This window comes from Shewanella cyperi (assembly GCF_017354985.1).
GTDB lineage: Bacteria > Pseudomonadota > Gammaproteobacteria > Enterobacterales > Shewanellaceae > Shewanella > Shewanella cyperi.
The window spans coordinates 4,066,465-4,080,352 of the sequence record NZ_CP071501.1; the positions used below are offsets into that span (position 1 = coordinate 4,066,465).

At 58.4% G+C, this 13,888-nt stretch carries 15 protein-coding genes; 4 read left to right on the plus strand and 11 right to left on the minus strand.

Going from position 1 to position 13,888, the window contains the following annotated elements; translation table 11 throughout:
• Positions 1 to 69: 69 nt before the first annotated feature.
• The 4 genes from JYB84_RS18070 to JYB84_RS18085 form a co-directional block, all read right to left on the minus strand.
• The gene (locus JYB84_RS18070) at positions 70 to 1,863 is read right to left on the minus strand and encodes an AMP-dependent synthetase/ligase (RefSeq protein WP_207321387.1); all 1,794 of its coding nucleotides are present in this window, start codon (positions 1,861 to 1,863) and stop codon (positions 70 to 72) included.
• Positions 1,864 to 1,961: 98 nt separating this feature from the next.
• A complete protein-coding gene (locus JYB84_RS18075; protein WP_207321388.1) occupies positions 1,962 to 3,224 on the minus strand; it encodes a hypothetical protein in 1,263 nt (420 codons plus the stop codon).
• The gene (locus JYB84_RS18080; RefSeq protein ID WP_407696043.1) at positions 3,221 to 4,066 is read right to left on the minus strand and encodes an ABC transporter ATP-binding protein; all 846 of its coding nucleotides are present in this window, start codon (positions 4,064 to 4,066) and stop codon (positions 3,221 to 3,223) included. Before JYB84_RS18080 ends, JYB84_RS18075 begins: the two co-directional genes overlap by 4 nt.
• Positions 4,053 to 4,451 (minus strand): GntR family transcriptional regulator, encoded by a 399-nt coding sequence (locus JYB84_RS18085; RefSeq protein ID WP_207321390.1) that lies wholly within the window; start codon positions 4,449 to 4,451, stop codon positions 4,053 to 4,055. The genes JYB84_RS18080 and JYB84_RS18085 overlap by 14 nt, the downstream gene beginning before the upstream one ends.
• Positions 4,452 to 4,540: 89 nt before the next feature.
• Here JYB84_RS18085 and JYB84_RS18090 point away from each other — a divergent pair, with 89 nt between their 5' ends.
• Genes JYB84_RS18090 through JYB84_RS18105 form a run of 4 tightly spaced genes read left to right on the plus strand, consistent with a single transcriptional unit; the run spans position 4,541 to position 8,151 of the window.
• A complete protein-coding gene (locus JYB84_RS18090) occupies positions 4,541 to 6,049 on the plus strand; it encodes an alpha/beta hydrolase (RefSeq protein ID WP_207321391.1) in 1,509 nt (502 codons plus the stop codon).
• 3 nt (positions 6,050 to 6,052) lie between these two features.
• On the plus strand, positions 6,053 to 6,787 hold the full coding sequence (locus JYB84_RS18095; protein WP_207321392.1) for an ABC transporter ATP-binding protein: 735 nt from the start codon (positions 6,053 to 6,055) through the stop codon (positions 6,785 to 6,787).
• Positions 6,784 to 7,917 carry an ABC transporter permease gene (locus tag JYB84_RS18100; protein ID WP_207321393.1) on the plus strand — a complete coding sequence of 378 codons (1,134 nt, stop codon included), beginning with the start codon at positions 6,784 to 6,786 and terminating at the stop codon, positions 7,915 to 7,917. The genes JYB84_RS18095 and JYB84_RS18100 overlap by 4 nt, the downstream gene beginning before the upstream one ends.
• Before the next feature lie 36 nt (positions 7,918 to 7,953).
• Positions 7,954 to 8,151: a hypothetical protein gene (locus tag JYB84_RS18105; protein WP_207321394.1), complete on the plus strand. Its 198-nt coding sequence runs from the start codon at positions 7,954 to 7,956 to the stop codon at positions 8,149 to 8,151.
• 127 nt (positions 8,152 to 8,278) lie between these two features.
• Here the strand turns inward: JYB84_RS18105 and JYB84_RS18110 are convergent, their stop codons facing one another.
• The 7 genes from JYB84_RS18110 to JYB84_RS18140 form a co-directional block, all read right to left on the minus strand.
• Positions 8,279 to 8,722: a DUF6491 family protein gene (locus JYB84_RS18110; RefSeq protein ID WP_207321395.1), complete on the minus strand. Its 444-nt coding sequence runs from the start codon at positions 8,720 to 8,722 to the stop codon at positions 8,279 to 8,281.
• A 76-nt stretch (positions 8,723 to 8,798) separates the two neighbouring features.
• Positions 8,799 to 9,083, minus strand: a complete 285-nt coding sequence (locus JYB84_RS18115; protein WP_207321396.1) for a hypothetical protein — start codon at positions 9,081 to 9,083, stop codon at positions 8,799 to 8,801.
• Between the two features lie 270 nt (positions 9,084 to 9,353).
• Entirely contained in the window at positions 9,354 to 10,475 is a 1,122-nt protein-coding gene (locus JYB84_RS18120) for an ABC transporter permease (protein WP_207321397.1), read from the minus strand.
• Positions 10,468 to 11,409 (minus strand): ABC transporter ATP-binding protein, encoded by a 942-nt coding sequence (locus JYB84_RS18125; RefSeq protein WP_207321398.1) that lies wholly within the window; start codon positions 11,407 to 11,409, stop codon positions 10,468 to 10,470. Before JYB84_RS18125 ends, JYB84_RS18120 begins: the two co-directional genes overlap by 8 nt.
• Positions 11,406 to 12,341, minus strand: a complete 936-nt coding sequence (locus JYB84_RS18130; RefSeq protein WP_207321399.1) for an HlyD family secretion protein — start codon at positions 12,339 to 12,341, stop codon at positions 11,406 to 11,408. Before JYB84_RS18130 ends, JYB84_RS18125 begins: the two co-directional genes overlap by 4 nt.
• A complete protein-coding gene (locus JYB84_RS18135; protein WP_207321400.1) occupies positions 12,338 to 12,979 on the minus strand; it encodes a TetR/AcrR family transcriptional regulator in 642 nt (213 codons plus the stop codon). The genes JYB84_RS18130 and JYB84_RS18135 overlap by 4 nt, the downstream gene beginning before the upstream one ends.
• Before the next feature lie 102 nt (positions 12,980 to 13,081).
• Complete coding sequence (locus tag JYB84_RS18140; protein WP_207321401.1) at positions 13,082 to 13,753, minus strand: phosphatase PAP2 family protein; 672 nt, start codon at positions 13,751 to 13,753, stop codon at positions 13,082 to 13,084.
• Positions 13,754 to 13,888 lie beyond the last annotated feature (135 nt).

The following is a 13,888-nucleotide window of genomic DNA, read 5'->3' on the forward strand; positions in this document are numbered from 1 at the left end:
ATTCCTTAGTGATAATGGGCGGCGGTTTGCATCTTAAGCCAAAGCGCCGCCGTGACCAAGTCTTCGGCCTTAGCCGCCGTACATGGCGCTGATTTCCCTGGCGTATTTGTGATAAATCATCTTGCGCTTCAGCTTGAGGGTCGGGGTGATCAGTCCCGACTCCATGGTAAAGGCGTCCGGCAACAGGGTGAACTTCTTGATCTGTTCAAAGCCCGCCAGCTCCTGTTGCATCAGCTTGAGCCGCGCCTCGAAGTGTTCCAGCACATGGCTGTGACGTATCAGTTCCAGCTTGGATTCGTAACTTAACCCCACCTCCCTGGCCCAGGCCTCCAACGTCTCGAAGGCAGGGACTATCAGGGCCGTCACATAGTTGCGGGCATCGGCTATGATGGCCACCTGTTCGATAAAGGGGCAACAGCCCACTTTCCCCTCCACCCGCTGCGGCGCTATGTATTTGCCGTTGGAGGTCTTCATCAGTTCCTTGATGCGATCGGTAATAAAGAGATTACCTGCAGCATCCAGGCGCCCGGCATCACCTGTCCTGAACCAGCCATCCTCAAAGGCGGCCGCAGTGTCCTCGGGTCGCTTGTAGTAGCCGCTCATGACGGTATCGCCGCGCACCAGGATCTCATCGTCGGCCCCAAGGCGCACCTCCACCTCAGGCAGTGTCTGGCCATTGGAGCCGGGCACCCTGTTGTCCAGGGTGTTGCAGGTGACTGTGGCCGTGGTTTCGGTCAGGCCATAGCCACAGAGTACGGGAATATTCACGGCATTGAAGAAGGCCCCTACTTTGGGGTCCAGGGCTGCACCGCCACAGGGCATAAACCTCAGCCGGCCCCCCAACACCTGGCGTAACTTGGAGGCCACCAGCGCATCGGCGATACGAGCCTTAAGCTTGAGCCCAAATGAACCCCGGGCCCGGCCCTGATCGACCTCAAATTGTTGCTGTCCCACGGCCAGGGCCCAGTGGAACAGTGCTTGCCTGGTCTTGGGCGCCCGCGCCACCTTGTCCTGCACGGCGCTGTAGACCTTTTCCAGGAAGCGAGGCACCACGCACAGGGTATGGGGCCGTACCGCGGCTATGGCCTCTTTGACCCTGTTGGTATCCGAAAGGTAAACATTGTGGCCGCCGCGGCAGAGCACATAGAAACTCCAGCCGCGCTCAAAGACATGACTCAGGGGCAAAAAAGCCAGGGATACGTGACCGGGACTGACGGCCAGACGTTGATCGTGCTGCCTTACGGTGGAGGCAAAGGCCCGGTGCGGCAACATGACCCCCTTGGGATCCCCCGTGGTGCCCGAGGTATAGATCAGGGTCAGCAGTTCATCCAGGTTGGCGCCGGCAATACGCTGTTCCAGCTCGGCCCCGGCCTGTTCGTCAACGGGTCGGTTGAGCAGTTCGTCCAAATAGCAGTCTGATTCATGGGCCAGCTCCACTGCACCATCGAATACCACTATGCGCTGCAAACTTGGACACAGGGCCCTGAGTTCACAGGCCAGGGCGTAGCTGCGGGCACAGTCGACAAACAACCAACCGGCTTCGGCATCATTGATGATATAGGCGGCTTGCTCTGCCGTACTGGTGGGATAGATGGGCACCACCACGGCGCGGGCCTTGAGCGCCGCCACGTCACTGACTGTCCATTGGGGACAGTTATTCGACAATATGGCCACCTTGTCCTGGATGGCCAGATTGCCGGCAATCAGTTGCCTGGCCAGGCGGTCGGTGCGCCGCTCAAACTCCTGCCAGCTGAGCTGCTGCCAGGGTGACGCCATCTCAAAGCCCTCAAGGGCTATGGCATTTGGCCGGGACTGGGCCTGCTGACGCAGCAGACGCACGACATGAAATTGCTGAAGTGACATGGGGAATTCCTGGGTTGCAGCGTACAGCTGTTCCGTTTTGGCGGAATTCTATCCCAATCACACAATAAAGATAAGAGTTTTTGCTCTAGCCCTTACTCCTATTCTGGCCCCCGCAAGCGGTTGTGGCTCCAGTAGAGTATCGCCAGAGCCACCAGTGCCATTAAGCCATTGCCGAGCAACCAGAGCGTCGGTTCCAGAGCGCCTTCCCTTGCCTGACGCGCCGCCACGTCGGTGATCACCAGGGGGGGTATCATCAGCAGCATCAGCAGGGTGGTGTGCAGACTGTTACGGCACAGTACCCCCAATCCCAGTGACAGGGCACAACCCCAAAAAGTGGCCAGCACGGTAATGGGCAACAGGCTCCAGGAGTAGTTCAGCAGCAGCGTCTGCAACAGCATCAGCACACAAATAATCACACTGATCACCCCCAGCAAACGCAACTGGGCGTGAAAGAAATGCCGCTTGAAGTCAGTGAAGCCGGCAAAAAGCGGTAACAGCAGCAAGGCATCCAGTGAGCGCCAGCGCATCACCCGGATCCAATGGACCAAGGCACAACCCATGACACAAAGTTGCACCCAGATATGCAGCCAGCCATAGAGTTTGCTGCTTACCAACTCCAGTGGCATCAGCAACAACACCGAGGTTACCAAGGCCGCCACCAAGGGCAGCAATAGCATCAGCACCAAGAGTGCCGGGCCGGTGAAATAACTCAGGGGAAACAGCAAGCGCACCAAACCGGCGCTACGATTGAACAGACGCCAGGAAGGCAAGGTCAGCCCGCCGGTATTCATACCATTTTGATACAGGTGTCGGGCGCCGCTGCGCCAGGTGGTTGCCCACAGGCGGCGTTCCATGGCCCAGCAGACAGGTAACGCCAGTATCACGGACAACCATCCCAGAGCCGGGGCCGCAACCAATGCTGATTTGATCAGAGGTAAAGATAAAAACATCAGCATCGACAGGTAAAAATTGCCGGGCTTCAGACTGCATGCCCAGAGAAAAGCCATACCCGCCAACAGTGCCAGTCCGACATAGCCAACGGATACCCCGGCCAACAGTGCCAGCACCAAAGACAACAGCGCTGAGCCCAGCAATAGGAACTGAGATTGCCGTCGCACCAGCGCGACAAAACCTGGACTCAACAGACCCCATTCACAGGCGTGTACCCGGTTCCATTGCCAAGAGATGGCCATGCACATGCCGTAAAGAGAGAAGGACAGCATAATGCCGACATCTTCGCGGCGCTCCAGCAGCAGCGCCATCAGGGCAAATATCAATCCGAACAGCAGATTCATCCCCATAAAGCTGGCACTGCCGAGATCGCGGAACCACAGAGGCCAAAATCCCCTCAACATCCTCATGGATGCAGCTCCATAAACAACTGCTCCAGGTTCACCGGCTCGGCGTGGAGCAATCCTGCGAAGGCGTCACCGTCGAAGCCCTCCACCAGCACCCGGTTGCCATTGCGGCCCAACTGGGTCAGTCCCGGTGGCAGGGAGCATCCTTCCTTAATGGTCAGCAACCGCAGGGATTCCCGCAGGCCATCAAGGTCGCGCATCAACAGCAGCTTGCCGTCCCTGAGCAGGGCCACATGGCTGGCGACCCGCTCCAAGTCCGAGGTGATATGGGAAGAGAACAGCACGGCAGAGCCGGATTCCAGCGCCAATTCAAACAAATCCGCCATAAAACGGCGCCGGGCCGAGGGATCCAGGCTGGCTACCGGCTCATCGAGGATCAGCAATTGGGGGCGATAGGCCATGGCCATTATGATGGCCAACGATTGCCGCTGCCCCACGGACAATTTGGTGACCTGTGCTTTGGGATCGAGACCAAAGCGGGTGACCCAGGCCTGCTCCAGCTGTTTATCCCACTCGGGATAGAAACTGGCATGGAGCGCCAGGGCACGCTCGACATTGAACCCCTCGTAGCCGAAATGCTGCTGCGGCACGTAACCGATCCGGCTCTTCAAGGCCGGACTCATGGCCGCAGGAGCCTGGCCCAGGGTACTGATCTCGCCCCAATCCGGGCTTAACAAGCCCAGAATACAGCGCATCAGGGTGGTTTTACCGGCACCGTTCTTGCCGAGCAACCCCACCACCATGCCGGGTTCCAATACCAGATCGACGCCGTCCAGCGCCACCTTGCCGTCAAAACCCTTACGCAGTCCGCTCACCCTGAGCAGAGGCTGTTCAGCCGTTTGCATTTCCATCCTCGTTTGCCTCTTGCTTCCATGTGTCCGAAATGAGTGTCAGCAATGATTCTTGGTCTAATCCCAACTGCCGTGCCTGCTGCACCAGCGCCAGCAATTGGGGCGCCAACAGTTCTGTGCCCGAGTCCTGCTGCTTACGGGGGGCTACCCGGGTCGCCTGACCACGGCGCCGCTCCAGCCAACCTTGATCCACCAGCTGCTGAATGGCCCGGGAAACCGTCATGGGGTTGACCGCCAGATATTCGGCAATTTGCCTTACAGACGGCAGAACCTCGTCCACGGACAACTGGCCGCCGACTATCAGTCTGACTATCTGATCATTCAGCTGACGATATATGGGCTCGCCGCTGGAGGGGTTGACATGCAGGAGTTCTAACATTAGCCTTTAAACACTGTATTAATACATTGATACACCGATACACTACTAAACTAGCATAATTGGCCAGGTTTGCAAAAAGGAAAGCTCAGATGATTGCAAGGATTAAGACCCCGACCAGGATTGCCCCCCTGGCGGCGTGTGCCACCGCTCTATGGTTATTGGCCTGCGACCCAAGCCAGGCCAGCGAGGTACAACAACAGGCGATGGGCGCCCCCCAAAGCTGCTATCTGTCCGGCATATCGGACCGGGCCAGATGCGGTTTTGTGGAAGTGCCGGAAAACGCCGCCAAGCCAGATGGTCGCAAAATACAAGTGCACTATGCCGTGTTGCCGGCCATTAAGCCGAGCTTCCCCAATGAGGCGTTCCTGGCCATCGCCGGCGGTCCGGGACAATCGGCCATAGACAATGCCGTTGGCTTTGAGCGCACCTTTGCCGAAATTCGTCAAAGCCGCGACATACTGCTGATAGATCAGCGCGGTACCGGCAGATCAAACCTGCTTAACTGCGACCTGGGCCCAGATGCCATGAGCCTGGCTTTCGACGATGAAAAGCTCGACAGTGCCGCCGAAGCAGCAAAGTGTCGCAACAGTCTCGACGCAGATATAGCCCAATACGGCAGTCGGGCGGCGCTGGAAGACTTCGAGGCCGTGCGCAAGGCCCTGGGCTATGACAAGTTGCATGTCTACGGCATTTCCTACGGCACCCGCATGGCGCAGCTGTACCTTAAGCATTATCCCGAGTCTCTGCTGACCGTCACTCTCGACGGCGTAGTGCCCATGCAGCAGAGCGTGCTCGCCATAGGTGATGCCATAGACAGGGCGGTGGAACTCATGCTCGCGGACTGCGAACAAAACAGCCAATGTCATACCCAATTCCCGGTCCTGCGTGACGAGCTGGCCATGGTCAATCAAAGACTCGACCAAGCGCCGGTGCGATTGATGGTCAATCATCCCCGCAGCGGCGAGGCCACAGAGTTTCTGCTGACCCGCAACAAGTTTGCCTCAGTGGTGCGCCTCGCCCTGTATGCCACCAATGTCCGCGCCCTGCTGCCGCTGGCGATTCACCAGGCCGCCGCCGGCAATTATCAGGGGATCCTTGGGTTGCACGGCATGATGCTAGACGGCCTGGATCTGGCCATGGGTATGCACAGTTCCGTGGTGTGTGGTGAAGATATTCCGCGTCTGGATGCGGCCATGCGAGCCAAGCTGAATCAGAGTTATTACGGTGCCAACATGATCAAGGGACTGGAAGAAGTCTGTACCCAATGGCCCGTCCCCGCAGCCGATGCAACCTTTGCCGAAGGCGTGCGCAGCAATTTGCCCGTGCTGTTGCTGTCCGGTGAAATAGACCCCGCCACCCCACCCCAGTGGGCCGAACTGGCCATGGCCAACATGAGCAATGCCAAACATCTGGTTGCCCCCTACGCCACCCATGGCGTAGCCCAACAGTCCTGCGGCAACAAGTTGGTGGCCCAATTGGTCAACAGCGGTTCCCTGAAGGAAATTCAGGGCGACTGTCTCAACAAGGATGTGCGCCGCAGTTTTTATCTCAACGCCAGCACGGTCGAGCCCCTGCCCGCAACCATCAACAAGGAATAAGTCATGATCAGAGTCGACGCTTTATATAAAAAAATCGGCACAGTCCAGGCGCTGAACAACCTCAGTTTTCAGGCCGAGGATGGCCATATCACCGGCCTGCTGGGCCCCAATGGTGCCGGCAAGACCACCTGTCTGCGGACAGTTTTTGGCCTGCTCAAGCCCGACAGTGGCACGGCGGAGATCGATGGCATAGACGTGAGCCTGGATCCCCTGGCCGCCAAGCAACGCCTGGGGTTGTTTCCGGATCCCTTTGGCCTGTATGAGCGCCTGACCCCGAGGGAATATGTGCGCTTTTTCGCCGAGCTTTCGGGCATGGACAGCATGGCCGCCAAGGAGGCCACAGCCCGGGTGCTGACCCAATTACAGATGGATGAAATTGCCGATCGCCGTTGCAAGGGCTTTTCCCAGGGGCAAAGAATGAAAACCGCCCTGGCCCAAGCCATAGTCCACCAGCCACGCAATATTATTTTGGATGAGCCCACCCGCGGCCTGGATGTGATGAGCACCCGGGTGCTCAGGGAGATGCTGAAAAACCTCAGGGCCCAAGGGCACTGTGTGTTGTTTTCCAGCCATGTAATGCACGAGGTTGCCGCCCTGTGTGATCGGGTCATAGTCATGGCCCGTGGTGAAGTGGTCGCCATCGGCAGCCCCACCGAGCTCTGTGAGCGCACCGGCCACGATTCACTGGAAGAAGCCTTTATACAACTGATTGGAACCGACGAAGGGATTGCCGCATGAACGCTATTATCGCCCTGTTTCGCAAAGAATTACTGGATGCCGCCCGCGACAAGCGCTCTGTGATGGCAGGCCTGTATTACGCCATAGGCACGCCGCTGGTCATGTGCGGCCTGTTCCTGGTGCTGATCAACAAGCTCTCCAGCCCGGACGATCTCTTTATCCACATAGACAATGCCAACGGCGCCCGCGACCTGGTGCACTACCTGGAAAACCAGGGCATCAGCCACTCGGATGAAGACAAGGCCAAACCCATCCGTCTGATCATCGGTGACGAGTATGCGGCACAAATGGCCAAGGGACAGCCGGCCGAAATCGTTATTGAAGCCGACGACTCGGATGAAAAATTGCAGAAATCCATCCGTCGCCTGCAAGCCCAACTGCAAAATTACAGCAGCGAGATGGGCAGTCTGAGGTTGATTGCCCGCGGCATAGACCCCAGGGTGGTCACACCTTTGAAGGTGGAGTTGCATGACGAGGCCACCGCCGATTCCAAGGCCGGCATGATCCTGGGGTTGGCGCTCTTTACCATGATCTACTCGGTATTCATCTCGGGAATGAACCTGGCCATAGACACCAGTGCCGGAGAACGGGAACGCAATTCCCTGGCGCTGCTGCTGAGCCACCCCCTGAGCACCCGACAACTGGTGCTGGCCAAGGCAATGGCGGTCACCTGTTTCGCCATGCTGGGCCTGGCGCTGATCCTGCTGGTGTCCAAGTTTGCCTACACCCTGGTGCCCTGGCACAAACTGGGCTTTTCCATCACCTTGGATCCGGCCTTTATCGCCCTGATCCTGCTGGTCGGCCTGCCCATAGCCCTGCTGGCCTCCACCCTGCAGCTAGCGGTGTCCTTTTTGGCCAAAACCTTCAAGGAAGCCCAGTCCTACCTGACCATGGTGCTGATAGTGCCGTTGGCGCTGTCAATGACCGCCGCCTACGACATAGCCCCGGATGTGCTCTACTGGTTGCCGATTTCGGGCCAGCAACAGGCGCTGATGGCCTTCGTCAAGGGCAAGGACCTGCCACTGCTGCAGCTGTTGGTCACCTCCGGTGGCACCCTGCTGTTGTCGCTGCTGTTGTTGTTGTTTATGGAACGCTCGCTCAAGAGCGAAAAAGTGGTGTTCGGGCTCTAAACCAGCCCGACGCTGTCACTCAGGAGGGCATGGATTATGGATAAGCTCACCGCGGTCACACTGATCATGCTAACGGCCTTTGTTGCCCAGCTGCTGACAAATTACTGGCACCGCAGGCCGGCGGCCACGGCCGAAATCAACAGTCTGAGGGAAGAAAATCAGGCTATCAAACAAAGGATTGCGGCGCTTGAAGCCTTGGTCAACGAACTGAAACGGGAGCTGGGCAAGCACTGACCAAAGGGCGGATAACCAGGCCGTCCCGGCCTGGTTTCAGGCGCGACAAGCTCGGGCCGCGAGGTTAGGTGTCACCGCCGAGAGCTATGCCTTTGAGCCGGAGACCAAGCCTTTGAAACCAAGCCGGTCAATTGCCGCTGTCCAGTGCCCGCAGCGCCTTGTCCTGCTCCTTGGTCAAAGGATAAATGCGCTCGATACGGCATTGGGGCACAGGGGTGTCGACCGTGGCTACGGCATCAAATCTGGCCATCAGGGAAGAAGAGATTTGTTGTTTCAGCAACAGGCTGTGGGAATAGGCCAAATCCGGGCAGCGGCTGCCGAGCGCGAGCAGATAGGCCTTGAATGGTGAGGTCCGCACCATCAGGTGCCATTCACCGAGAGAGGCCCAACTGTCGAGGCGGAAGGTGGTGATATTATCTACCGGCTGCAGCTGCCACTCGGCAATCTTGGCCTCTACCAGGGTTTTCCACTCTTCCCGACTGAGATGCGTACTGCATCCAGCCATCAGCAATATGGTCAGACTCAGCAGGGCGGCAAGGGCCAAGCCGCCCGCTGTTTTAATTTTTCCCATTTGACGCTCCCGATAATTCACTCCGAACTTGAGTGTAGAACCAAGTCCAGTCTTTGACATAGCCGGGATTAAGCCATTAATTCCTTTTGCTTAACAGGGTGTCAACTGCCTGTTCGTGTGGCGCTTCCACCTCAGCACTTTGCAGTTCCAGGCTCACGGCCAAACGGGTTTCCGCCGCAATCCGTGCCAGAGAGGCATCCAGCTGTTCGGACAATTCGCGGCTCACATCGGCCACCAGATGAGTGGTGACATTGCCATGGCCTGCCAGATCGAAACCAAAGCTGTCGTTGGCGTTGGCGTTTACGCTGGTGAATACCAGGCCGGCGGTGAAAATAATGCTCTTGATGCTGTACTTGTTCATGGGTCACTCCTTGATTGGGATTAAGGTCTTGCTTTACCCAGATACATCAAGAGCCGTGCCAAAAACACAAACAGCTGATATATATCAATTTTATTCGGCACCAGCCAAATCAAATGTCCGAAGCGGACACAGGAGAATGCGACCGCCGGACTGTCCACCTGTCCGCAGCGGACAGGCTTGCGTTGGCGCATGGCCCCCAAATAGGAATGTGCGCTGGACCATAAGCAAAAAAGTCCCGCAAGCGCGGGACTGATAAGAGGCATACGGCCATTAATCCAAACGCTTATTGAACCTCAGACTGGCAACCGTCAGGCCAAACAGGGTGAAACCCATCAGCCACAGGGAGTCATAGCCCAGATCTGCCACCAGGGCCTCCCTGAGCACTATGGCGCGGGCCATGCGCATAAAGTGAGTAGCCGGCAGAGCTTCGGCAATCCATTGGGCCGGCACCGGCATAGCTTCATAGGGAAACATGAAACCGGACAGCAGAATGGACGGCAGCAAGATAAAGATGGTCAACTGCATCGACTGCAACTGGGTCTTGGCTATGGTGGAAATCACCAGTCCCAGGGTCAGGCTGGCGAGAATAAACAGCATGGCCGCCAGGGCTATGCTGTCCAAACCACCGCGGATGGGCACATCAAACACCAGATGACCGGCACTGAGTATGATGGCCACCTGGATAAAGCCCACCAGCACATAGGGCAAGATCTTGCCCAGCATCAGCTCCAGCGGCTTCACCGGAGTGGTGATCAAAAATTCCATATTGCCCTGCTCCCGCTCGCGCACTATGGCGGCGGAGGTAAACATCACCATGGTCATGGTCAGGATCACCCCCAACAGGCCTGGCACTATGTTCACCACTGTGCGCTGCTCAGGGTTAAAGTACTGCACCACTTCAAAGCTGGGTACCGTCGTTGCCTGGGGCTTTAGCATGACCTCAGCCAGCGGCATCTGCCGCAGCGAACGGATGGCAGAGGCCACCACAGTATCCGAGCCATCCACCAGCCACTGGCCCACGGGCTCGGCAAAGTAATGGCCGCCGCCGGCCGCCGGATGGCGCACCAGACGCTCACCGAGATCCGCTGGTAACACCAGCACCGCCTTGACCTTACCGGCGGTAATGGCGGCCTCGGCCGCCACCACAGTGTTGTAGGTATCTTTGAAGTCCACCACCTGGGTGGCGGTCACCGCCTGCAGCACGGCACGGCTGTAACTGGAATCGCTGAGATCCACCACGGCGGCGGGCAGGTGGCGCGCATCCGTGTTGATGGCATAACCGAACAGGGTCAGCTGCACCAGGGGGATCATCACTATCATGCCGAAGGTCATGCGATCCCGTGACAGCTGGCGCAGCTCCTTGATCAGGATTGCGAGGATACGACTAAACATGCTGGCCTCCAGCGGCACGGCTGCCGGTACAGGTGACAAACACATCTTCCAGGCTGGGACGCACCTCGTCCATCTGACGGCCGCCGACCTTGGGGCCCAACCAGGCCAGGGGATCGTTGATATCACTGCGCACCAACACCCGCAGACGGCTGCCGATTTGGGCCGCCGACAACACGGCATCGTCCGTCAGCAGCTGCTGCTTGAGCTTACGCAAGTCTTCACCGGCCACTTCCACCACCCGAGCCCCCATGTCCTGCATCAGTTGCTGGGGAGAGCCATCGGCGCGCTTGATGCCACGCTCCAATATGGCCAGACCGTGGCAGCGCTCGGCCTCATCCATGTAGTGGGTCGACACCAGTATGGTGGTGCCAAGGGCACAAAGGTCGAACAAACGCTCCCAGAATTCCCGGCGGTTTTCCGGATCCACCGCCGAGGTGGGCTCATCGAGGAACAAGAGCTCGGGTTCGTGCATGGTGGCCGCCGCCAGTGCCAGCCGTTGCTTTTGACCTCCGCTCATGGAACCGGCCATCTGGGCTTCACGACCATGAAGATCGTACAGCGCCAACAGCTGCTCTATGCGCTCCCTGGCATGGCGCAGCGGCAGGCCGTAGATCTGCGCCACGAACCGCAGGTTTTCCAGCACGGTCAGGTTTTCATACAGGGAAAACTTCTGGGTCATATAGCCGATACGGCGCCTGAGCCTTTCTTCGGCCCCGGGCAGGGTTTCCCCCAGCACCCGGATCTCGCCTTCAGTGGGTCGCAGCAGGCCGGTCAACATGCGGATCGAGGTGGACTTGCCGCAACCGTTGGGCCCCAGGAATCCGTAAATACTGCCGCGGGGAATGGCCAAGTCGACCCCGTCCACCGCCTTGAGCGCCCCGAAGCTGCGACTCATGCCGCGGGTTTCCACCGCAAACTCAATGCCTGCGCTCATTGGGGCAACTCCACTTCGATTGCCAGGCCGCTCGGCAACTCAGCACCTTCAGGCAAATCTATGTCCGTCAGGTACATCAGCTGGGCCCGATCGCGCTCGTTCAGGGCATAAAAGGGGGTGTAGGCCGGCTGACTGCGTACCTTGCGCACCTTGCCGGTCAAGGCCTCTGCCCTGCCATCTACCCTGATGTTAACCTCGGCGCCGGGAAGCATTTTGTCGAGGTAAGGTGCGGGCAGATAAACCCGTACAAAGGGCCGGTTCTTGGCCAGCAGGCCTACAAGCTGGGTGCCGGCGGCGACTCTGTCACCCGCCCGCCAGGGCAGCAGGTCGACCAGGGCATCCTGGGCCGCCACCAAATACAGGTCCGCCAGCGCTTTTTGTTCCAGTGCCAATTGGGCTTCGGCGGCAGCCACAGCGGCCCGGGCCTGATCCAGCTGCTCGCTGCGGGTGCCATTTTCCAGCTCACGCAGTGCCTGGGTGGCGCTGTCACGGGCGGCGAGTGCCGTATCCCTGGCGGCACGGGCACCGTCGAGATCCGCCTGGGTCAACACCTTATCCTTATAAAGCCTGGCGGTGCGCTCGTATCTTGACTCGGCTTCAGTGAGTGTGGCTTCGGCGCCGCTCACCTTGGCGCGGGCCTGTGCCAGAGCCTCAATGCGGGCCCCCTTTAATAACTCGGCCAATTGAGCCTCGGCCCTGGCCAGCTCAGCACGGCGCAGCGCCAGCCTGGCCTGCACAGCAGTGTCATCCAGTTCAAGCAAAAGGGTACCGGCCTTGACCTCGTCCCCCTCATGCACATGCACGGCACGGATCAGCTCCCCCACCGGGGCCGTCAGGGTCAGGCGATCCCGCTCAACTGTGCCATATACCCTGGGCGCTTCCTGTTGGCAGGCGCTGAGCAACAACAAGGCAACCAACGACAAGACTCTCATTCTGACTTCTCCACGGGCTGCAAGATGCCCTGTTGTAACACTTTGATATGGTGTGGGATCAGGGCCATAAGCCCCTCGGGATTCAAGGTGACCCCCAGCTGGCCCACCAACACGGGCGGCGCCAACAAAGGAAACACCATCAGACTGACCAGACTCAGCCGCGCCAGGTTGGGATCTACGCCGTCGCGCAGCAGCCCCGAGTCCACCAGCGCCTGGGTCACCCAGCGACGGGACAGTTGAATGACTTCCTGAAAAATGGACAGCAGTATGCGATAGGGCTCTGAGCCTTCGTCTTCGCGCAATACCCGCAGCACCAGACGCGGCAGGCCGGGATGGGCACCAATGGCCTGGTAGTACACCCGCATCAGGGTCGCCAGGTCACCCGGCGTGTCGGCCTCACTCAACTGCCGGAATCGGGCCAACACAGGCGCCATGGTTTCACGTACCATGTGCTCAAACAGGCCGGATTTGCTGCCAAAGTAATAGCGGATCATGGCCGCGTCGACTTCGGCCTCACGGGCGATTTCCCGGGTGGAAACCCCTTGAAAACTGCGCTGGCTGAATAGCTGCCTGGCGGCATGGATCAGCCGGACACGGGCATCTGAATCACCCTTGGGACGGCCTGGAGCTTGGGACATGGCGGACCTCTTCCAATAAATTCACCCATTGATGAACATACTAGTGAAGATCCGCACATAACGGCAGCGGTAAAATTCCTCAATTACCGCTGTTTTGCTGAATTAATCCGCCAGTTGCCGACGAATATGGGCAGGGAAAAAGACAAAAAACAGCAAGGAGGCAAGAGTCCAGCTCAGCAGCAGACTCCAAATATCGTGGGACAGGAAATGGGCTCCGCGGAACTCCTGGCACAGGGAGAACACCAGGCCCACAGTCAGCACGCTCAGCAACACACGCTGGCGATGCTGCGGGAAATACACGGCCGCAAAGTAGTACAGACAAATCCAGGCAAAGGCACCACTGGAATGGCCGCCGGGAAAGCATTGGCCACCGACATCATTGGCACTGAGACTCCAGGGAAAAGGCACATAGGGGAACTTGCCGCCGAATTGCAGCAGATCCCAGGGACAACTGACATTGGTCAGATTCTTGCCCATCCGCACCAGCATCACGCTGGAAAGCACGCATAAAAACAAGTAGTAAAAGCCACGACGATAGGGCTTCAACCTTTGGCGGAAATGGCTGGCACCCAGGGCCAGCAGCAACACCAGGCCCATCAGACCCACCAGGTTACGGCCTCCGGTATGCAATACACCGTCGGTAAACCACCAATGGCGCAGTCCCCAGGTATTTACGCCGCCCTCAAGATGAAACATCCATTGGGCCAGTTGGATATCCACCCCAAAATGCTCAATGGCACCAAGCAGGCACAGGACGGCAAATACAGGTAACACTAAATGGCTCACCCACCAGCGCGATGTAACCGCGACAAGGGCAGCCTCCGGGGCTTTTACGACATGCATGTTTTTTCTCTTGTTGAGCGCCTGCCTCAAGCGCAGACCATTACATTAGTAAATTTTAATGGAATT

Coding starts and splice junctions, on each gene's coding strand:
- JYB84_RS18080 (WP_407696043.1), bottom strand. CDS start 4,066: ATGCAAACGGCTGAACAGCCTCTGCTCAGGGTGAGCGGACTGCGTAAG.
- JYB84_RS18120 (WP_207321397.1), bottom strand. CDS start 10,475: ATGTTTAGTCGTATCCTCGCAATCCTGATCAAGGAGCTGCGCCAGCTG.
- JYB84_RS18090 (WP_207321391.1), top strand. CDS start 4,541: ATGATTGCAAGGATTAAGACCCCGACCAGGATTGCCCCCCTGGCGGCG.
- JYB84_RS18075 (WP_207321388.1), bottom strand. CDS start 3,224: ATGAGGATGTTGAGGGGATTTTGGCCTCTGTGGTTCCGCGATCTCGGC.
- JYB84_RS18130 (WP_207321399.1), bottom strand. CDS start 12,341: ATGAGAGTCTTGTCGTTGGTTGCCTTGTTGTTGCTCAGCGCCTGCCAA.
- JYB84_RS18070 (WP_207321387.1), bottom strand. CDS start 1,863: ATGTCACTTCAGCAATTTCATGTCGTGCGTCTGCTGCGTCAGCAGGCC.
- JYB84_RS18115 (WP_207321396.1), bottom strand. CDS start 9,083: ATGAACAAGTACAGCATCAAGAGCATTATTTTCACCGCCGGCCTGGTA.
- JYB84_RS18095 (WP_207321392.1), top strand. CDS start 6,053: ATGATCAGAGTCGACGCTTTATATAAAAAAATCGGCACAGTCCAGGCG.
- JYB84_RS18110 (WP_207321395.1), bottom strand. CDS start 8,722: ATGGGAAAAATTAAAACAGCGGGCGGCTTGGCCCTTGCCGCCCTGCTG.
- JYB84_RS18085 (WP_207321390.1), bottom strand. CDS start 4,451: ATGTTAGAACTCCTGCATGTCAACCCCTCCAGCGGCGAGCCCATATAT.
- JYB84_RS18105 (WP_207321394.1), top strand. CDS start 7,954: ATGGATAAGCTCACCGCGGTCACACTGATCATGCTAACGGCCTTTGTT.
- JYB84_RS18125 (WP_207321398.1), bottom strand. CDS start 11,409: ATGAGCGCAGGCATTGAGTTTGCGGTGGAAACCCGCGGCATGAGTCGC.
- JYB84_RS18100 (WP_207321393.1), top strand. CDS start 6,784: ATGAACGCTATTATCGCCCTGTTTCGCAAAGAATTACTGGATGCCGCC.
- JYB84_RS18135 (WP_207321400.1), bottom strand. CDS start 12,979: ATGTCCCAAGCTCCAGGCCGTCCCAAGGGTGATTCAGATGCCCGTGTC.